This is a genomic window from Chelativorans alearensis, from assembly GCF_010993735.1.
Taxonomy (GTDB): Bacteria; Pseudomonadota; Alphaproteobacteria; order Rhizobiales; family Rhizobiaceae; genus Chelativorans; species Chelativorans alearense.
In genome coordinates, this window is the sequence record NZ_WQNI01000005.1 from 28,942 (window position 1) to 47,493 (window position 18,552).

The 18,552-nt window shown below is 67.7% G+C and carries 20 protein-coding genes and 2 riboswitches; of the genes, 4 read left to right on the plus strand and 16 right to left on the minus strand.

All coding sequences use genetic code 11. The annotated features are described in order from the left end of the window. Positions 1–178 precede the first annotated feature (178 nt). From GPJ75_RS08530 to cbiE, 9 genes are all read right to left on the minus strand, one after another. Positions 179–382, minus strand: coding sequence for a dodecin family protein (locus tag GPJ75_RS08530; RefSeq protein WP_163267120.1), 204 nt, complete (start codon positions 380–382; stop codon positions 179–181). Between the two features lie 101 nt (positions 383–483). Next, a complete protein-coding gene (gene cobF, locus GPJ75_RS08535; RefSeq protein WP_163267122.1) occupies positions 484–1,242 on the minus strand; it encodes a precorrin-6A synthase (deacetylating) in 759 nt (252 codons plus the stop codon). An 11-nt stretch (positions 1,243–1,253) separates the two neighbouring features. Continuing rightward, positions 1,254–2,267 carry a nicotinate-nucleotide--dimethylbenzimidazole phosphoribosyltransferase gene (cobT, locus tag GPJ75_RS08540; protein WP_163267124.1) on the minus strand — a complete coding sequence of 338 codons (1,014 nt, stop codon included), beginning with the start codon at positions 2,265–2,267 and terminating at the stop codon, positions 1,254–1,256. Between the two features lie 10 nt (positions 2,268–2,277). Further along, positions 2,278–3,045, minus strand: coding sequence for an adenosylcobinamide-GDP ribazoletransferase (gene cobS / locus GPJ75_RS08545; RefSeq protein ID WP_163267126.1), 768 nt, complete (start codon positions 3,043–3,045; stop codon positions 2,278–2,280). After that, positions 3,042–4,361 (minus strand): cobyrinic acid a,c-diamide synthase CobB, encoded by a 1,320-nt coding sequence (locus GPJ75_RS08550; protein WP_163267128.1) that lies wholly within the window; start codon positions 4,359–4,361, stop codon positions 3,042–3,044. The genes cobS and GPJ75_RS08550 overlap by 4 nt, the downstream gene beginning before the upstream one ends. Further along, positions 4,358–5,161: a uroporphyrinogen-III C-methyltransferase gene (gene cobA / locus GPJ75_RS08555; protein WP_163267130.1), complete on the minus strand. Its 804-nt coding sequence runs from the start codon at positions 5,159–5,161 to the stop codon at positions 4,358–4,360. Before cobA ends, GPJ75_RS08550 begins: the two co-directional genes overlap by 4 nt. Continuing rightward, positions 5,158–5,922, minus strand: a complete 765-nt coding sequence (gene cobM / locus GPJ75_RS08560; RefSeq protein ID WP_163267132.1) for a precorrin-4 C(11)-methyltransferase — start codon at positions 5,920–5,922, stop codon at positions 5,158–5,160. The genes cobA and cobM overlap by 4 nt, the downstream gene beginning before the upstream one ends. Next, positions 5,919–6,323, minus strand: a complete 405-nt coding sequence (locus GPJ75_RS08565; RefSeq protein ID WP_163267134.1) for a cobalamin biosynthesis protein — start codon at positions 6,321–6,323, stop codon at positions 5,919–5,921. Before GPJ75_RS08565 ends, cobM begins: the two co-directional genes overlap by 4 nt. After that, complete coding sequence (gene cbiE / locus GPJ75_RS08570; protein WP_163267136.1) at positions 6,320–7,561, minus strand: precorrin-6y C5,15-methyltransferase (decarboxylating) subunit CbiE; 1,242 nt, start codon at positions 7,559–7,561, stop codon at positions 6,320–6,322. Before cbiE ends, GPJ75_RS08565 begins: the two co-directional genes overlap by 4 nt. Position 7,562: 1 nt before the next feature. Between cbiE and GPJ75_RS08575 the strand changes: the two genes are divergently transcribed. Beyond that, positions 7,563–8,333: a cobalt-precorrin-6A reductase gene (locus GPJ75_RS08575; protein ID WP_163267138.1), complete on the plus strand. Its 771-nt coding sequence runs from the start codon at positions 7,563–7,565 to the stop codon at positions 8,331–8,333. Here GPJ75_RS08575 and GPJ75_RS08580 read toward each other — a convergent pair. The 7 genes from GPJ75_RS08580 to GPJ75_RS08610 are packed head-to-tail and all read right to left on the minus strand — an operon-like array spanning position 8,297 to position 16,473. Then, positions 8,297–9,061 (minus strand): precorrin-3B C(17)-methyltransferase, encoded by a 765-nt coding sequence (locus tag GPJ75_RS08580; RefSeq protein WP_163267140.1) that lies wholly within the window; start codon positions 9,059–9,061, stop codon positions 8,297–8,299. The two genes, GPJ75_RS08575 and GPJ75_RS08580, sit on opposite strands and share 37 nt — an antisense overlap. Beyond that, a complete protein-coding gene (locus tag GPJ75_RS08585) occupies positions 9,058–9,783 on the minus strand; it encodes a precorrin-2 C(20)-methyltransferase (RefSeq protein ID WP_163267142.1) in 726 nt (241 codons plus the stop codon). Before GPJ75_RS08585 ends, GPJ75_RS08580 begins: the two co-directional genes overlap by 4 nt. Next, entirely contained in the window at positions 9,780–10,409 is a 630-nt protein-coding gene (locus GPJ75_RS08590; RefSeq protein ID WP_163267144.1) for a precorrin-8X methylmutase, read from the minus strand. The genes GPJ75_RS08585 and GPJ75_RS08590 overlap by 4 nt, the downstream gene beginning before the upstream one ends. After that, on the minus strand, positions 10,406–11,659 hold the full coding sequence (gene cobG, locus GPJ75_RS08595) for a precorrin-3B synthase (RefSeq protein ID WP_163267146.1): 1,254 nt from the start codon (positions 11,657–11,659) through the stop codon (positions 10,406–10,408). Before cobG ends, GPJ75_RS08590 begins: the two co-directional genes overlap by 4 nt. Next, positions 11,656–14,997: a cobaltochelatase subunit CobN gene (cobN, locus tag GPJ75_RS08600; RefSeq protein WP_163267148.1), complete on the minus strand. Its 3,342-nt coding sequence runs from the start codon at positions 14,995–14,997 to the stop codon at positions 11,656–11,658. Before cobN ends, cobG begins: the two co-directional genes overlap by 4 nt. A gap of 4 nt (positions 14,998–15,001) precedes the next feature. Continuing rightward, positions 15,002–16,039, minus strand: a complete 1,038-nt coding sequence (cobW, locus tag GPJ75_RS08605) for a cobalamin biosynthesis protein CobW (RefSeq protein WP_163267150.1) — start codon at positions 16,037–16,039, stop codon at positions 15,002–15,004. Then, positions 16,036–16,473 carry a DUF1636 family protein gene (locus GPJ75_RS08610; RefSeq protein ID WP_163267152.1) on the minus strand — a complete coding sequence of 146 codons (438 nt, stop codon included), beginning with the start codon at positions 16,471–16,473 and terminating at the stop codon, positions 16,036–16,038. The genes cobW and GPJ75_RS08610 overlap by 4 nt, the downstream gene beginning before the upstream one ends. Before the next feature lie 38 nt (positions 16,474–16,511). Then, positions 16,512–16,716, minus strand: a riboswitch (cobalamin riboswitch). A gap of 61 nt (positions 16,717–16,777) precedes the next feature. Continuing rightward, a riboswitch (cobalamin riboswitch) is annotated at positions 16,778–16,977 on the plus strand. A 36-nt stretch (positions 16,978–17,013) separates the two neighbouring features. On the opposite strand from GPJ75_RS08610, the gene GPJ75_RS08615 reads away from it, so the two are divergent. The 3 genes from GPJ75_RS08615 to cobU all read left to right on the plus strand — a co-directional run bounded on the left by GPJ75_RS08615 (position 17,014) and on the right by cobU (position 18,552). Then, the gene (locus GPJ75_RS08615) at positions 17,014–17,190 is read left to right on the plus strand and encodes a CbtB domain-containing protein (protein ID WP_159588644.1); all 177 of its coding nucleotides are present in this window, start codon (positions 17,014–17,016) and stop codon (positions 17,188–17,190) included. Between the two features lie 119 nt (positions 17,191–17,309). Further along, positions 17,310–18,044 carry a CbtA family protein gene (locus GPJ75_RS08620; RefSeq protein WP_163267154.1) on the plus strand — a complete coding sequence of 245 codons (735 nt, stop codon included), beginning with the start codon at positions 17,310–17,312 and terminating at the stop codon, positions 18,042–18,044. After that, positions 18,037–18,552: a bifunctional adenosylcobinamide kinase/adenosylcobinamide-phosphate guanylyltransferase gene (cobU, locus tag GPJ75_RS08625; RefSeq protein WP_163267156.1), complete on the plus strand. Its 516-nt coding sequence runs from the start codon at positions 18,037–18,039 to the stop codon at positions 18,550–18,552. The genes GPJ75_RS08620 and cobU overlap by 8 nt, the downstream gene beginning before the upstream one ends.

Sequence of the window (18,552 nt, forward strand, 5' to 3'; positions counted from 1 at the left end):
CATCGCAGTTAGAGCGCTGTTCGTGCTCCGACAGATGCCCGCCCGGCGCGGCCGCGATCACGTTTTATGTCAGCCGATCCAGTGTGGAGATCGTGGGCTCCCCCGACCGGGTTGACCGGTAGGCGCAGAAGCAGACCCGACAGGTGAAAATGCCTCGCCGGCCGGAGCCGGTGAAGCACTAATCCTCCAGTACGAACGTGACGAGCAGGTTGACCCGATATGCGGCCACCTTGCCGTTCTGGATCTCGACGTTCTGATCTTTCACCCAGGCGCTTTCGATGTTGCGCAGTGTCTTGGAGGCTCGCTCGATACCCTGTTTCACTGCATCGTCGAAGCTGTTGGAAGAGGTCGCTGATATTTCGGTAACGCGCGCAATGCTCATGCTGTCCTCCCACGGTAAGATGATCCGTGGAGAACGCCGGCATCATGCGATTGTTCCGGCGCCTTCCCGCGGGCATGCGCCTCATCGGGTGAGAATGCCGATCAGGCGTTTCGCCTCAGCAGATAGGTGTCCATGATCCACCCTTTGCGCAAACGCGCATCCTCGCGTGTCTCGACAATGCGGTCGCCCACCTCGGACAGGGCGCCGGCGATGATGATTTCGTCTTGTGAGCCGAGATAGGCACCCCAGAAGATGCTGAACTTATCCTGATCGAGTGTGCGGAAGGCCATGTCGCCGTCGAGCACGACGACAGCACTGTCCGCGTTTTCGGGAAAGCCGTCTTTGAGCCTGCGCCCGGTGGTGACGTGGACCGGGTTGCCCACCGTGTTCAGCGCGATGCCGTGGCTCGCCGTAAGCGCCTGAATGCTGGTGATCCCGGGAATAACCTCGCGCTCGAAGGGAAATCCAGCCGTATCGCCCAGGCGGTCGAGGATGCGCAGCGTGCTGTCGTAGAGCGAAGGATCGCCCCAGACGAGGAAGGCGACGGTGCCAGCCTCGCCCGTGTGCTCGAGGATCAGGTCGCGATAGGTCGCGGCGATCGCGCTGTGCCAGTCGGCAACGCGCTTCTCATAGGACGGTTCCTTTTCGTCGCGGACCGGCAGGTCGAACTCGACCAGCCTCGTCTCAGGATTGGAAAGATACCGCCGGCAGATATCACGCCGCAGCTCGGCGAGATCTTCCTTGGCGGCGCCCTTGCGCGGCACCAGCACGATGTCGGCGCGGTTGAGCGCGTTGATCGCCTGCACGGTCATGTGCTCGGGGTTGCCGGTACCGATGCCGATGACGAGAAGCTTCCGCATGGTCGTGTTCCTCATCCCCCGGATACGCCTGCCTCGGCAAAGGTCGCCATGCCGTTGTGGCAGGCGAGTGCGGCGCGCAGGATGGAAATCGCCACGGCGGCACCGGATCCCTCCCCGAGGCGCATGCCGAGGTCGAGCAGCGGGCGAAGGCCGAGCTCCGCCAGCACCTTTCCGTGCGCCGCCTCGGCCGAGACGTGGCCGGCAAGCGCGTGCGCCAGCCCACCGGTCTCCAGCCTGGCCAGCGGCGCAACCGCCGCGGTGCAGACAAAGCCATCGATCAGGAGGGGAATGCGTTTGCGGCGCGCACCGAGTGCGGCACCGAACATCGCCGCAAGCTCGCGGCCGCCAACGAGGCGCAGCGCGGACAGCGGGTCGGCCAGTGCGCCCGCGTGGCAGGCAAGTGCCGCATCCACCGCATCGGCCTTCCTTTTCACCCCGGCATCGTCGACACCGCTGCCGCGTCCCACCCACCGCGCGCCACCGCCGCCGAACAGCGCGGCCACCACCGCCGCTGCCGCCGTGGTGTTGCCGATGCCCATCTCACCGAGGCAGACGAGGTCTGCCTCGGCGGGCACCGCCTGGTATCCCGTCCGCACGGCGTCCGCGAATTCGGCATCCGACATGGCGGGCTCGCAGGTGAAATCGCCGGTCGGACGGTCGACCTCGAGCGGCACGACGCTCAGCCTCGCGCCGGCGGCTTGGGCAAGCTGGTTGATCGCCGCGCCACCGGCGGCGAAATTGGCGACCATCTGCTGCGTGACCTCGCTGGGGAAGGCGGAAACCCCGCGCGCCACGACACCGTGCGATCCCGCGAAGACGAGGATATCCACCGTCTTGAGTGCGGGTTGGGCGCGGCCCTGCCATTGCGCGAGGAAAACCGCGATCTCCTCCAGGCGGCCAAGGCTGCCGGGCGGCTTCGTCAGCGTACCCTGCCTTTCGGCGGCGGCGCGCGCGGCGTCCACATCGCCGTCCGGCAGCCCCCGGCAGGCGGCGCGGATTGCATCGGTCGACGAGAGGTCCGTCATCTTTTCTCCTTCAGACGAGCATTGCGGAAGCGGTTACGAGGACGGCGGCCTCGCCCCCTTGCTGAAGCGCGCCCAGCACGTCTCCGGTCTGGCCGCCGATCTGGCGGCGGCAGAGCCGCTCCAGAACCAGGAACCAGACCGCGAGAAGCACGGCCGACAGCAACGCGAGGAACGGTCCAGTAAGAACGAGAAAGAAGCCGCCGATCGCAAGCGCCGCGAAGGCAACCGGCGCCTCGACACGGCCAATCCTTGCGGAAAGGCCGTCCCCGCGCGCGGGCGGCACGCGCATCATGAAAAGCGGCATCAGCGCCCGCGAAGCGGCATGGGCGGCCACCAGCACCAGAAGCGCGGCAAAGCTCCCAGCGCCCACAAGCGCAGCAAGTGCGGCCCAGCGCGCAAGCACGGTGACGATCAGGACCAGCACTCCGTAGGTGCCGACACGCGAGTCGCGCATGATGTCGAGCTTCTCGTCGCGGTTCCTTCCACCGCCGAAGCCGTCCGCCACATCGGCAAGCCCATCCTCGTGCAGCGCTCCCGTTGCCAGCATTCCGGCACCCAGCGCGGCAGCCGCCGCGACCGGGGCCGGAGCTCCGGCCAAAACGACCGTCCACAAGACCCCGCCGGAAACCAACCCTACGACCGCACCCGCAACGGGCGCCGCCCATTGCGCGGCGGCAAACGAGGCGACCGTCGCGGAAAACGGCAGGCGCGTATAGAAGCCGATGCAAGCCTTGGCGTCGGCGGCAAGCCTCCGCGTGTGGGCTGCTTCGCCCTTCATGCGCCGCCCCGCGCGATGGCATGGAAATAGGTGCCGGTGACAAGGCCACGCCGGCCGCCGGAAGGTCCGAGCGCATTTCCGATCGCATCGGCAAGCTCGGCCAGCGGCTCGTCCGCGCCATGTTCGATCAGCCGGGAATAGTGGAACTCGTGCCCGCGCACCGTCTCTCCGGCTTGCCCTAGAGGACAGTCGGAGAGGAGCCGCGCCTCCCGGTAGCCCAGATTGATCTTGCGCCGCGCGAAGCTCGTCCCATGGCCGAGCAGTCCGATCATTTCATGGCTGGCGCCGTCCGCATCCTCCAGCACCTTGCCCAGAACCATGTAGCCGCCGCATTCTCCATGGACCGGTCCGGTTTCCGCGAACCGGCGGAGTGCCTGCTTGAAGCCAGACGCAGCGGTCAGCCTGCCCGCGTGGAGCTCGGGATAGCCACCCGGTAGCCAGCAGGCGTCGCAAGAAGGATCCGGGCCTTCGTCGGCCAGAGGTGAGAAGGCGACAAGCTCTGCACCCGCCCCGCGCCATTGCCGCGCGACATGAGGATAGACGAAGGAGAAGGCTGCATCCTGGGCAATGGCGATACGCTGGCCGGGCGGCGGGAGGTGATACCCGGTTGCACCCGGTGCCACCTCTACGGGGGATACCGTCTGCAGGATCGCATCGAGATCCAGAGACTTCTCCATGATGTCGGCCAGCCGCTCGATGAAGCCTTCCAGAGCCGCGTGTTCGCTTGCCTGCACCAGCCCCAGATGCCGTTCCGGCAGCGCCATGTCCGGGTTGCGATGGATCGCGCCGAGAACCGGGATAGCCCTTGCCTCGATCGCCTCCCGCGCCTGCCGCTCGTGCCGCTCGCTTGCCGCCTGGTTGAGCACGACACCCGCAATGCGCACGCCGGCATCGAAGGTGGCAAAGCCATGGGCAACGGCGGCAGCGGTTTGCGACTGGCCCGAAACGTCGAGCACCAGCAGAACGGGCAGACCATAGCGCCGGGCGAGATCGGCGGCAGCACCCGTGCGGCCGGCGGGGGTACGCACGCCATCGAACAGGCCCATGGCGCTTTCGATGAGGAGCATGTCGGCGTCCTCCGCCTGCCTTGCCAGCAGGCTGTCGAGCAGGCCGGGCGCCATCGCCCAGCTATCGAGATTGACCCCTGCCCTGCCCGTGGCGGCGGCATGGAAGCCGGGGTCGATGTAGTCGGGACCGGACTTGGCGCCCGCGACAGCGAGCCCACGGCGCCTCAGCGCCCGCATGAGCCCGATGGTCACGCTGGTCTTGCCGGAGCCGGAGCGCGGAGCGCCGATGATGAGGCCGCGGGCGGTCATACCGTCGTTCCTTCCCCGCGCGGCCTGAGCAGCGTTTCACGAACGGTGACGATGTCCCCCACCACGATCAGTGCCGGAGAACCGAAGTCCTCCTCCCGCGCCCGCCGCGGAATATCGCCAAGCGTGCCGACGAGCGCCTTTTCATCGGCGGTCGTCGCCGACATGAGAACGGCGGCGGGAGTGCTTGCATCAAGACCGCCCGCAATGAGCGCCGCTGCGATCCTGTCGAGATTGCTCATGCCCATGTAGATGACGATCGGCTGCCCGGTCCTTGCCAGTGTCGCCCAGTCGAGATCGTCCGGCGTGCCGGCGGCATGGCCGGTGGCAAGGATCACCGCCTTGTTGACACCGCGCAGCGTTGCCGGGATGCGTGCCGCCGCCAGCGCGCCGAAGGCCGAGGTGACACCTGGAAGGAAGCGAAAGGGGACACCCGCATGGGCGAGCGCCAACGCCTCCTCGCCGCCACGTCCGAACGTATTGGGATCACCGCCCTTGAGGCGAAGCACGCGCCGGCCCGACCGGGCCTCGCCGATCATCAGGCGATTGATCTCCTCCTGCGGCGTGGAGGGTTTACCCCCACGCTTGCCGACGAAGAAATGCTCCGCCTCCCCTGCCGCCCGAAGCGCGGCGGGATCGATCAGCGCATCGTAGATCACGACATCCGCGAGGCTGAGGGCCGAGATCACCTCCAACGTCAGACAGCCGAGCCCTCCCGGCCCCGCGCCCGCGAGCCAGACATGACCCGGCTCGAAAGGCATCGGCTCGAAAGGCAGCCGCGTTATGGCATCGGCAAGGCTCATGAAGGGTCGCGCCCCCGGAAACGTCGCTGGTAATGGGCGTCGTAGAGCGCGCTTTCGCGAAAACCCTCCGCCGAAAGGCCCCGCCCCACGAACACCATCGCCGTGCGGTCGATGGGATCCTTCGCCACTTCCGCCTCGATCGTGGCTAGGGTGCCGCGCACGATGCGCTCGTCCGGCCAGGTCGCGCGCGCCACGATGACCACCGGGCAATCCGGTCCATAGAGCGGAGCAAGCTCTTCCACGATACGGTCGAGCGCGTGGATGGCCAGATGAATGGCGAGTGTGGCGCCCGTGCGCCCGAACGCCTCCAACCGCTCCCCTTCGGGCATCCTGGAGGCGCGGCCGGAAATGCGCGTCAGCACCAGGCTCTGCGCGACTTCCGGAATGGTGAGCTCGCGCCCGAGTGCGGCGGCGGCGGCGGCGAAGGCCGGCACACCCGGCGTAAGCGTATAGGGAATGCCATGCCGCTCCAGCCGCCTGATCTGCTCGGCCACCGCACTCCAGACCGACAGATCGCCCGAGTGGAGCCGCGTCGCCTCGAGCCCGGCTTCATGAGCGGCCAAGTACTCGGCCTCGATCTCGTCGAGCGACATGGGCGCGGTGTCGATGAGGCGCGCATCGCGCGAGCAGTGGGAAAGAAGCTCCGCCGGCACGATAGAGCCGGCATAAAGGCAGACAGGGCAACGGGCGAGAAGATCGCGTCCCCTGACCGTGATGAGGTCGGCGGCACCGGGGCCGGCGCCGATGAAATGTACTGTCATACCTGGTCCTTACTTTGCGCGATGGCGCATGTGACATTGCCGGTTGCGATGCGCGGGCCCAAGAGCCGGCTACCCTTGCCGGCCGCCGCCAAGGCCGCAGCCTCCGAAACGGAGGCGACACCCGTTGCCGCGAGCGAGGCGTCGGAGCGCGTGAGGCAGCCTGCCGAGGCGCGTTTCAAATCGTCTCGCGGAACAGCGATAAGAGGGATGCTGAGCGCCTTCGCAGCCGCAACGATACCCGCCTCGTCCACCTTGAAGGCGGCGGTGGCGAGGGCATCGAGCCTCGGCGTGTCCGCCTCCCCACACCACCCCTGCAGGAATGAGGCGGAGCATGCCTCCACGGCCGCAAGAACCTCGCCCGCCGCAACACCCGTCCTGCACCCGATGCCCGCCACCCTCATGGCTTCACCCATCTCCACTGGGTCACAGGGATGGCCGGGCGCCACCCGGTCATACCGCCGATGGGGGCAGCGCGGGAGAGCGCAATCCTCGTTAGATCCCCACCGAGGCGCGCATGAAGCCGCAGGAGCACGGCTTCCATCTCCAGCGTCACAGCGTTGGCGATCAGCCGTCCGCCAGGATCGAGCGCCGCGATGGCGGCATCCGCCACGCCCGCGTCACTTCCGCCACCGCCGATGAAGATCGCATCCGGTGCAGGCAACCCGCCGAGCGCCGCCGGCGCCATGCCTTCGACGATGCGAAGGTCCGGCACACCGAGCGCGCGGGAATTGCGGCAGAGACGCTCGGCGCGCTCCGGAACCGCCTCGACGGCGATGGCGCGCATGGAGGAATGGGCCAGCATCCATGCGATGGCAATCGAGCCCGAGCCGGCGCCGATGTCCCACAGCATCTCCCCACGCCGCGGCGCAAGTGCCGAAAGCGTCAACGCCCGGATTTCGCGCTTGGTGATCTGCCCGTCATGCTCGAAAGCCGCATCGGGAAGGCTGGCCGAAAGCGGCAGGACGCGCGCATCTTCCGAAGCAGATACCTCTATCGCCACGACGTTTAGCGGATTGAAGGAAGCATCCCCCATCGCCTCGGCCAGGAAGGTGCCGGACCACTCCCGCCGCCCGCCCAGCGCCTCTAACACATGGATACGCGAGGTGCCGAAGCCTTCACGCGCAAGGAGGGCGGCAACCGCCTTCGGGCCGTCGCCATCGGAAGTGAGCGCGATTATGCGGCGGCCGGGATGAAGGAGCGGCAGGATCAGTTCCACCGGCCGGCCATGCAGCGAGACGGTCTCGACCTCCTGAAGCGCCCATCCGAGCCGGGACGCTGCGAGGCTGAAGGCCGATGGCGCGGGCACCACCTGCATCTCATCGGCATCGACATGGCGCGCAAGCGTCGCCCCCACGCCGAAATGGAACGGGTCGCCCGAGGCAAGAACGCAGACCCTGCGGCCGCGCAGGCGAACGATATCCGTCATCGCGCTATCGAAAGGCACGGGCCATGGCCGCGCCTCGCCGCATATCAGTTCCCGCCCCAGATCGAGATGCCGCCGCCCGCCGAAAACGAATTCGGCCTTGGCAACGAGCTGCCGCGCCACCGGGCTCAGCCCCTCCGCCCCGTCCTCGCCGATGCCGACGATTGCAAGCCACTTTCCCGTTGCGCCAGGTGCCGTCCCTTCCCTAGATGGCATGATGAACCCTCGGCACGTTCTCATTCTCGGTGGCACCGGCGAAGCGCGCCGGCTCGCCGAAACGCTCGTTCAGGAAGGCGAGCTGCGCGTTACCCTCTCGCTGGCCGGCCGCACCGCCAGCCCGCTTATGCAGGCCGGCGACGTGCGCCGCGGCGGCTTCGGCGGGGCGGAGGGTCTTGCGCGGTATATCCGCAAAAACGGCATCGGCATCCTGCTCGACGCCACGCATCCCTTCGCCGCCCGCATTTCGGAGAACGCCGCGCGTGCGGCGAAGCGGGCGGCGGTACCGCTCGTTTCCCTGGAGCGCCCCCCTTGGCATGCCGTCGAGGGCGACCATTGGATCGAGGCTGGAAACACTGCCGAGGCAGCCAAGCTCCTCGGGGAAGAGCCGCGCACGGTGTTCCTCGCCATCGGCCGGCAGGAACTCGCTCCCTTCGCGGCGCGTCCCCAGCACTCCTACATCGTGCGCAGCGTCGATCCCGTGGAGCCCGCCGCCGCGCCCGCCAACGCGCGCTTCATCCACGAGCGCGGCCCCTTCGACGAGGCGGCTGAGCGAGCGTTGCTTGAGAACAACGGCGTCGAGATCGTCGTTGCCAAGAACAGCGGCGGCGATGCGACCTACGGCAAGATCGCTGCCGCGCGGTCGCTGGGCCTGCCGATCGTCATGGTGCGCCGCCCGCGCCCGCCTGCAAGCGGCGCGGTGGCCACTGTGGAAGAAGCGATGGAGCGCATCCGTCATCTCGCCTGCCTCCCGGCCGAGCGTGGGGAATAGACGAGCGGCGGCCGGCCCTCGCGCGCAACGACACGCGTCTCCGCCGAGCCCACGATGACACACGTCGCCATGTCCGCCTGATCGGAGCGCGCCTCGCCCAGCGTCGTGACCGTCATGCGTTCATCGGGCCGGCCGGCGGCACGGCCGAAGATGACGGGCGTGGCTGGAGCAAGAATTTCCCGCAAGATCTCGAACGCCCGCCCGAGCTGCCACGGCCGCGCACGGCTCACGGGGTTGTAGAAGGCGAGCACGAAACCCGCTCCCGCCGCGGCCCGCAGCCGCGCCTCGATCAGCTCCCACGGCTTCAGGTTGTCCGACAGGGACATGGCGCAGAAGTCATGGCCGAGCGGCGCGCCCGTGCGAGCGGCTACGGCGAGCATGGCCGTGACGCCGGGCACCACGCGAAACTCGATCTCGCGCCATGCGAGAGGGCCTGCTTCGATCGCCTCGCAAACGGCAGCGGCCATGGCAAAGATACCGGCATCCCCTCCCGAGACCACGGCCACACTCCGGCCGGATGCCGCCATATCGAGCGCCGCGCCGGCGCGCGAAAGCTCCTCCCGGTTGTCGGAAGCATGGCGCGTCTGGCCGGGCGCAAGCTCGAGCCGGTCGAGATAGGGCGCGTAGCCGAAGAAGTCGCTCGCCTCTATAAGGGCGGCGCGCGCCTCCGGCGTCATCTGGTCCGGGCTGCCGGGGCCGAGGCCCACCACCACGATCCTGCCGCTCATGGCCTATCCCTCCAGCCCGGAACCAATACGATGGAGAAATAGGCGGCCTCGTCGTCCACCTTGTCCGCAAGCCGCACCGTAGCCATGGCCGCCATGGTGCCGCGCTCCACGAAGATGGCTTCGCCGAGCCTGCCCGTCGCCTGAAGCGCGCGGCGGATCTTTGCGAGATTTCGCCCCACCTTCATGATGACGCAGGCCTCAGCATCATCGAGCCGGCGCTGAAGCTCGGTCTCCGGCAGCGTTCCCGGCAATACCGAAAGCACGTCGTCGCCTTGCACGATGGGCAGGCCCACGGCCGACCAGCAGCCCGACATTGCCGTAATGCCGGCGATCACCTCCGTCGGATAGCGGCCGGCCAGCCGCACATGCAGATGCATATAGGAGCCGTAAAACAGCGGGTCGCCCTCGCTCAGGACGGCAACGGTGCGCCCGGCCGCCAGATGCGCCTCCACGGCCTCCGCCGCCTCCTCATAGAAGCAGGAGATGGCCTCGCCATAGGCCGGTGCACTTTTCGCAATTTCGGTCGTCACGGGGTAAAGCAGCGGCAATTCGACCACATCCGCGCGCATATGCGCGGCGACGATGGCGCGCGCATTGCTGCCGTTGCCGCGCTTTGCGAAATGCGCCACCACGTCAGCCGCGCGGAGCGCCTTCACCGCCTTCAGCGTAAGAAGCTCCGGATCGCCCGGCCCGGTGCCGACGCCGATCAACCGCCCGCTCATATACCCGCCCTCGCCAACGCATTCACCGCCGCCGCCGTCATGGCACTGCCGCCGAGCCGCCCCCGCACGATGGCGAAGGGAACGCCGTGGCCGCCTGCCGCCAGCGCCTCCTTCGATTCCGCCGCACCCACGAAGCCGACCGGCATACCGATAATCGCCGCAGGCCTCGGCGCCCCCGCTTCGAGCATGTCGAGCAGGTGGAAAAGCGCCGTCGGCGCATTGCCGATGGCGACCACCGCGCCTTCGAGACGCTCCCGCCAAAGTTCGAGTGCAGCGGCCGAGCGCGTATTGCCGATCCTACCGGCAATCTCGGGCGTGCGCGGATCACGCAGCGTGCAAAGCACCTCGTTCCCGGCCGGCAGGCGCGCGCGCGTGATGCCGTGCACCACCATTTCGGCATCGCAAAAGATCGGTGCGCCGGCCGCCAGCGCTGCCCGCGCCGCCTCCACGAAGTCCGGAGAGAAGGCGAAATCGCGCGCAGCCTCGACCAGCCCGCAGGCATGGATCATGCGCACCGCCACATCCGCCTGCGCCACGGAAAAGCGCGAAAGGTCCGCCTCCGCCCGGATAATGGCGAAGGATTTCTCGTAGATGGCCGTGCCGTCGCGGATGTAGTCGGTTGTCATGGGCGTTGCCTGAATTGTTCCTCGGCCAGCTCGGAAAGCAGGGCCTTGAGATCGGATGGGATGGCGGTGCCGTCGGCGCTGATCTCAAAGCCGCCCTCGACACCCATCAGCGTCACCGAAGCGCGGGAGGGGCGGGCGCACTGCTTGCCGCAGCCCGAAAGATGCAGTTGGTAGTCGCCGCCGAGCAGGTCCGGCCGGCTTGCGACGATCCTGTCGGCGAGGTGCCTTGTGGCCAGATGAGCAGAGGCACAGGCGGGTTTACCCGCGCAAACGGCGATGGAAAGGCGCGGATCGCCGGGCTTGGCGATGAGACCCAAGCGTTCGGCGGCGGTAAAAAGCGCCGAGTCCTCATGTTCCCACACGCCCGGGACGATCAGGCCCCTGCCGCGCGCGAGGCACACGTCTCTCTCTTCGCCGAGGACTTCTGCAAAGGCGGAAAGTGCGCCACCTTCGATCTGCCCATAGGCCAGTGCGAACCCCCTCGCCCACCCCCCGCCGACAAGCGCGAACCGGCCCACCGGCGAGTGCATGGGTTCCATTGGCACAACGCCGGGCACCGGTTCGCGGCCCGCAACCTTTGCCAACACCGCATCGGAGAGATCGCGCGCCCGCGCTTCGACGCCGCGTTCGGCAACGGCTTCCAGGATACGGACGGCAGTATCAACTGCATCGGCCTGCGCGAAACGGCCCAGTTCGCGCGCGGTGGCAGAAGTACCGCCAACGCGAAGGAGCCATGTGACGGCACTCTCTTCAGAGAAAGCTGCCTCACCGGAAACCTCTGCACCAGCCACAGCTTCCAACTTCACATCCGCAAGCATCTCGCGAAGCCCCAGGACTCCACCACCATCGACGGTCACCGAAACCTTCGGCCCCAGCCGCTGACTCAGCCCCAGCGATTCACATCGCGCCCAAATCTCGCGGGCAAGCCCACGCGGGTCGGCAACTCCGCTCACCTCCAGCCCGGCAAGTGGGCTGATATCGATCGGCAGTCCCGAGCGCACCTTTATCCCCAGCGCCTCCACCGCGACGCCAAGCGCGACCGCGCTCTCCTCCGTCAGTCCCCGCACCTGCAGGCTGCCGCGCGCGGTGATCTCCAGAATACCGTTGCCGAGCCTCTCCGCCGCTCGTGCAAGCCCCGCCAGTTGGCGCCCGGAAAGATGGCCTCCCACCGGGTTGAGACGGGCGAGCAGGCCGTCGCCGGTCTGCATCGGCGCGGAAAGCGAGGGGCAGGCGCCGCGGCGAAGGCTCACGCGACTTCCTCCTGCCTGCGTGCTTCGGCGATCAATTCCGCAAGGCCGTCGTCCACTGCATTGCGGCGCGGGTGCCAGAGGCCGCGCCGGCGCGCATCGGCAAAGCGCTCGGCAATGGCGCGAAGCGCGGTTGGGTTTTCCCGGAAGAGGAAGTCGCGCACCCGTTCGTCTTCCAGATAGGCGGCGTGAACCGCCTCGATCAGTGCGCCGGGGATCGCGTTCGTCGTCTCGGCGAAGCCGACGAGGCGATCGACGGTCTCGGCAAACTCGGCCGCCCCACGCGGCCCATGCCGTAACTGGCCTGCGATGAAGCGCGGGTTGAGCGCGCGGGCCCGCACGGCGCGCGTAACGGCGGACGCCAGCGAGCGGGCGCGCGGACGCTCGGGATCCGTCGTATCGAGCACGACGAGATCTGCCTTGCCGCCAAGTGCTGCAAGTGCCGCGGAAAAGCCGCCGATGAAGGCCACGTCGGCGGAACCCTCAAGGATGTCGCGGCCAGGATCGTCGCCTGTATGCACCAGAAGATCGGCCCCGCCGACGCGCTCCGCGAAGGCACCGGGCGCCGCCCGCCCCTCTCCTTCCGCCCCGCCGAAAACGTGGGAGGCGGCTTCGAGATAGGCCTCGCCAAGTTCCGAACGGTCCTGCCAGTCGCCACGTGCAAGACGCTCCTCGATACCCGCGCCGTAAGTGCCGGGGGCGGAGCCGAAAATACGCGCCGGCACCCTCCCCTCGCTGCGGCCGGCGGCAGCAAGCGGGTTTTCGTCCTGCGCCTCGTCGCGTGCGGCGACGGCGGCAACGGCGGCATCGATCAAGGTGATCTGTGTCGGGAACATGTCGCGGAACAGCCCTGAGATGCGCCAGGTAACATCGATGCGCGGGCGACCGATGGCGGCAGGCGGCAGCACCTCGATGCCGGTCACGCGCCCGGTGGCGGCGTCCCATTGCGGGCGGCAGCCCATCAGCGCCAGGCCTTGCGCGATCTCTTCGCCCCCCGTGCGCAGGCTGGCGCTGCCCCACAGGTCGAGCACCAGCGCGCGCGGATAGTCGCCATGCTCCTGCAAATATGCCCGCACGATCTCGTCGGCGGCGGTCGTGCCGAGCGCCACGGCGGTAGGCGTCGGCAGCGTGCGCGGGTCGGCGGTGAAAAGGTTGCGGCCCGTGGGCAGCACATCGGTCCGGCCGCGCGACGGCGCGCCCGACGGTCCCGGCGGCACCCGCTTGCCGTCCAGCGCGGCGATGAAGGCGTTACGTTCGCGTTCCGCGCTCTCGACCCGCAGCGGATCGGCTTCGCCGTCGGCCGCACGGCCGTAGATGTGAAGCCCGTCCTTGATAGCGAAATCCTTGAGGTCGCAGAGCCACGCATCGATGCGCAGCAGCGCTGCTTCCGGGTCGTCCCCCTCGTCGACACCGGCCTCGCGGGCGAGACCGGTGTTCCGCGCCGTCTCAACGATCAACCCTGCCAGCCGGCCGCGGCGGCGGCGGTCGAGGCCGTCGGCCTGCGCATATTCGTCGACCAGGCGCTCCAACGCCTGCTGCTCATCGCTCAAGCCGGCACCGACCAGCGGCGGCGTCAGGTGACCCAGCGTCACGGCGGCGATCCGCCGCTTTGCCTGCGCCGCCTCGCCCGGATTGCTGACGATGAAGGGGTAGACCACCGGCAGCGGACCAGCCACGAGCTCAGGGAAACAAGCGCCGCTCAAGGCCACTGCCTTGCCCGGCAGCCATTCCAGCGTCCCATGCGCGCCCAGATGGACAAGGGCGTGGCAGCCCAGCTCCTCGCGCAGCCACAGACCGAAAGCGATAAGCGGATGGCCGGGCGGCAGCACCGGATCGTGATAGTCCGCCCTGCGATCCGCGGAGCGGCCACGATCGGGTGCAAAAGCGATGGTGACGTTGCCGAAGCGCGCCGCGCGGAAACAAAAATCCTCGCCCCCCGGCACGCCCCAGGCGCTCTCCACCGCGTTGCGCGCCTCCCGCGGCAGGTGTGCGAAGGCGGCGGCATAATCTTCGGCGGTAATGCCGGCCTTCTCACGCTCCAGAAGGCGCATCAGGGCGCGCGGCGTCTCGGGAATATCCTCCACCCGATACCCTTCCGCCTTCAGGTCGTGCAGCATGGCAATGGCGCTTTGCGGTACGTCGAGCCCGACCGCATAGCCGCTGCGCCCCGTTGCGGCCGGATAATCCGGCAGGATGATGGCGATGCGCCGCCCCGCGCGTGGCGTGGATTGCAGTCTCAGAAATGCAGCTAGCCGTTCGGCCACCTGCGCCACCCGATCCGGCTCCGGCCGGTTGACCTGCAGGCTGACCGCCAATGCCGGGTCCAGCGCCTGTCTGTCCTTGAAGGAGATCGCCCCGGCCAGGATGCGGCCGTCGAGCTCCGGCAGCACCACATGCATGGCGAGATCGGCGGGCGCCATGCCACGCTGGCCGCCCTCCCAGGCCTCGCGCCGGGTTGTCGCGACGGCTACCTGGAAGACCGGCAGGCCGAGCCGCTCGAAGAGGCTTTCTTCCTCGCCTTCAATGCCGCTCGCAAAGGCGGTGGTCGTGATGAGAGCTGCGGGCCGCAACGCCTCTACCGCCTCGTCCAGAAGCTGCCGGGCGGACGCATCGCGCAGCGTGGAGACGAAAACCGGTACCGCCAGAACGCCCTTCTCGTCCAGCGCACGGACAAGCGCATCGATTGGCGCCACATCGTTGGCCAGCAGCATGGAGCGGTAGAAAAGCACCGGCACGACCGGCCGGCCCGACGCCGCCAGCGACCGATAGTGCGCCAACCCGGTGACACCTTGGCCCGGCGCATAGTATCCTGCGCGCGCCAGCGGCCGCGCCTCGCCCACCGCAATGTCGCGGCCGGCAAGACGCGCCATATGGCGCACGAAAAGCGCCATGTTCTCGGGCCCGCCCTCACGGAACAGGCCGAGCAGGGTTTCGTAAGTCTCCCCGCGAACCGTCGAAAGCGCGGCAAGCCGCTCGTCGCCCTCGCGGCATTCGCCGGGGAGCAGAATGAGCGCAATGCCACGCTCGCGCGCAACCGCCGCCAGCCTGTCGCAGCCGTAGCGCCACCAGTCGTAGCCGCCGAGGACGCGCGCCGCCACGACCTTCGCCTGGGAAGCCACGCCGTCGACCCACAGATCGACCGACATGGGGTGGCGCAGGTCGCCGAGCGCGGCGAGCCGCAGCGAGGGCAACGTTTCCCGGCCCGCCTTCCACGCCGCCGCAATCCCCGCCAGGTCGCTGTCGGTAAACGACAGCGCGACCATCTCCGCCGGCGTCTGGCGAAGGTCTACCGGCTCGATCAGATCTTCGAGCGAGGCGGAACTGGTGGCGAGGATATGCATCGTTTCATGCCGCCAGAAGCTTCTCGACCGCCGCCCTGTCGAGGCCCTTGAGGCCGATGACGACGAGGCGCGTCGACGGCGTTTCCTCAGCCTTCCAGGGGCGGTCGTAGTGATGCGTCACGCGCGGGCCGACCGCCTGGACGAGAAGCCGCATCGGCTTGCCTTCCACATGCGCGAAGCCCTTCAGGCGCAGCACGTTTTCCGCTTCCGCCGCGAGAGCCACCTTGCGCGCCAACTCATCGGGATTGGCGACCGCCGGCAGCTCGATGACGAAACTGTCGAAATCGTCATGTTCGTGGTCGAGCACGCCGTCATGATGGGTCTTGCGGTTCTCGATATCGTCCTCGACGGCAAGGCCGAGGCCGAGAAGGACGCCCGGATCGACATTGCCGTTCATCCCGTGCACGACCTTGACGGCATCCGAGAGGTGCTCGGCCATCGCGCCCATGGCCCGGGCAAGCGCCTGCTCGTCCAGAAGATCCGCCTTGGACAGGATGACGAGATCGGCGCAGGCGACCTGATCCTCGAACACCTCCTCGACCGGGTCGTCGTGGTCGAGCGACGCGTCGGCGGCGCGCTGCCGCTCCAGCGCCTCCATATCGGCCGCAACCTTTCCGCCCGCCAGCGCTGACCCATCCACGACCGCCACCACGCCGTCGACGGTGACGCGGTTTTTCACGTTCGGCCAGTTGAAGGCCTGCACCAGCGGCTTGGGCAGCGCCAGGCCGGAGGTCTCGATCAGGATGTGATCGACCTTGGGCTCGCGCGACAGGATCTTGTCGAGCGCCGGCACGAAATCGTCGGCTACCGTGCAGCAGATGCAGCCGTTGGCGAGTTCAACGACGTCATCGTCCGCACAGCCTTCGATGCCGCAGTTCCTCAGGATCTCACCGTCGATGCCGACGTCGCCGAACTCGTTGACGATGATGGCGATGCGCTTCCCGTTCGCACGCTCCAGCACGTTGCGGATAAGGGTCGTCTTGCCGGCCCCCAGAAAGCCGGTCACGACGGTACAGGGAACGCGGTCGAACGAAACGGTCATGGGACCTCCTTCAGGCTGTCGGTTGTGGGGATGCGGGCGATGAGGCCGCGCTTCAGCGACTCCGGCCGCTGCCGAAACGGCATGAAACCGTCGCTCGAATTGGCGAAGAGTTCGGCCCCGGCGACAAGATCCGGCCCGCTGTGAGGCTCAAGCTCGCCGAAGACATAGCTCCACGAGCCCTCGCGCAGGATCGCCGCGCTTAAGCCCCGCTTGCAGTTGCCGAGGCAGGCGACCTGGCGCACGCGCACACCGGCGCCTTCCGCGGCTTCCACCGTGCTCCTGGCAAGCAATGCGCCGGGACGCGGCAGGTCTTCGGGATCGGTGGGGCGGCGGCAGGAACTGCACACGACGACGGTGACCGGACTGATTCGGTCGGCATCGCCGGAAGCGTCTATTGAGAGGGAGTCCGCCCGATCTGGTAAGCCGTCAGCCAAGGTCACGTCCTTTGCCCGGGTCACCCGCCGGGCGGTCAGGATTAAGTTTCGTGACGGCAGGTCTCCTGGCTTACGGATCGTCGCCCTGCCGCCGCCTTCCCGAAGCACCCGGCTTCAGTGGCGTGTGGCGGAGAGCTCTCCGACTACAGTTGCGGGGACAGCTGCGGAATTGCCCGAAGGCGCACCGCATTCCCTCTTAGCTCCCACCCTGGCGGATGGAAGACCGTCGCCGACCATTTAGAGGGGCAGCGGCTATGCTGTCAACGCAGGATAATTTCGTCTTGTCCCGGCGCGCATTTCGTTTAAGGTCGGCCCTGTCGTCGGTTCCCTTCGGGGACGAAAAGAGGGAACGTGGTAAGGGCTTTTTTTGCCCCGATCCGCGGCTGCCCCCGCAACTGTGAGCGGCGAGCTTGCGCCCAAGAGCCACTGAAGCATTTCGCTTCGGGAAGGCGGGCCAAGTGAAGACCCGCGAGCCAGGAGACCTGCCTACGACGAGACGAAACCGCAAGAGCCCTCGGGTGGAGGGCAGAGGATCTGAACATGACCACATCCACGACCTTTGGCGCGCTCGAATCCGCAAAATCGCGCGTTCTCCCGCTTCTCATGACCGGGCTGCTCGGCGTCTTCATCATCGCCGTTTCCGGCTTTGCGCAGATGGACGTCGTCCACAACGCCGGACACGACTATCGCCACTCCATGGCTTTCCCCTGCCACTAGATCACGCCCCCTGCTGACCGCTGTTTCGCTGCCGCGATTCGTCTGGTCACGACTTGCATGATCCATGACCGAAAGGCCGCCGCCTTTCGGACCAAAAACTTCAAGCAGAGGTCGAATCCATGTCAATTTTCAGAAACGCGATGTTCCTTGCCGCCATCGCCGGGCTTTTCGCCGGCATCGTCATGACGGGGCTGCAAAGCTTCTTCACCGTTCCACTGATCCTTCAGGCCGAAACCTACGAAGCCGCCGCGCCCGCCCATGATCACGGCGCCCACGATCACGGCGAAGGCGTAGCTGCCGACCACCACCACGACGAAGAGGCCTGGGCGCCGGCTGACGGAGCGGAGCGCACCTTCTACACCGTCCTTGCCAACGTTGTGACGGGTATCGGCTTCGGTCTGCTGCTTGTCGCCGTCTCTGAGATGGCCGGCGGCATTGCGGGCTGGCGGCAAGGCGTCCTCTGGGGCTTTGCCGGCTTTGCCGTCTTCACGCTGGCGCCGGGGCTCGGCCTGCCTCCGGAACTCCCCGCCATGCCGGCGGCCGACCTTTTCGCGAGGCAGGTATGGTGGATCGCCACGGTCGGCGCCACGGCGGCCGGACTTGCCCTGATCGTGTTCGGCCGTTCGGTGTTGCTCGCCGTGCTGGGCGTTGCGTTGATCGTGGCGCCGCACGCCGTCGGCGCACCACAGCCGGGAACCCACGAGACGCCGGTTCCGGCAGACCTGCACCAGCGCTTCGTGGTGGCCGTGACGGTCACCAACCTCCTGTTCTGGCTGGTGCTTGGTGCCGCAATGGGCTTCGTGCGCGCACGGTTTTCCGGCCCCATCGGCACACCGCAGAACAGCCTTGCCTGACGGCCGCCAATTGACCTTCGTCCTCGGCGGGACGCGCTCCGGCAAGAGCCGCCACGCCGAGGCGCTGGTGGCAGCCTCTGCGCCGCCGTGGACCTACATCGCCACGGCAGAGGCCTTCGACGCGGAAATGCAGGCGCGGATCGCCGAGCATCGCGCCCGGCGCGACGAGCGCTGGACGGTGCTCGAAGCGCCGCTGGAGCTTGCGGAGGCTCTTGCAGGAACCGCTGAGGGAGAGCCGGTTCTGGTGGATTGCCTGACGCTGTGGCTGACCAACGTGATGCTCGCTGGAGATGACATAGAGGCGAAATGCCGGCAGCTGGCCAAGGTTCTCAAGCGCCCGCGCGGGCCCTGGGTCCTCGTTTCCAATGAGGTCGGCCTTGGCATCGTACCGGACAATGCGATGGCGAGGCAATTCCGGGACGCGGCGGGCAAACTCAACCAGATGGTGGCGGCAGAGGCCGACAGCGTCGTCTTCATGGTTGCCGGCCTACCGATGAAGGTGAAGTGA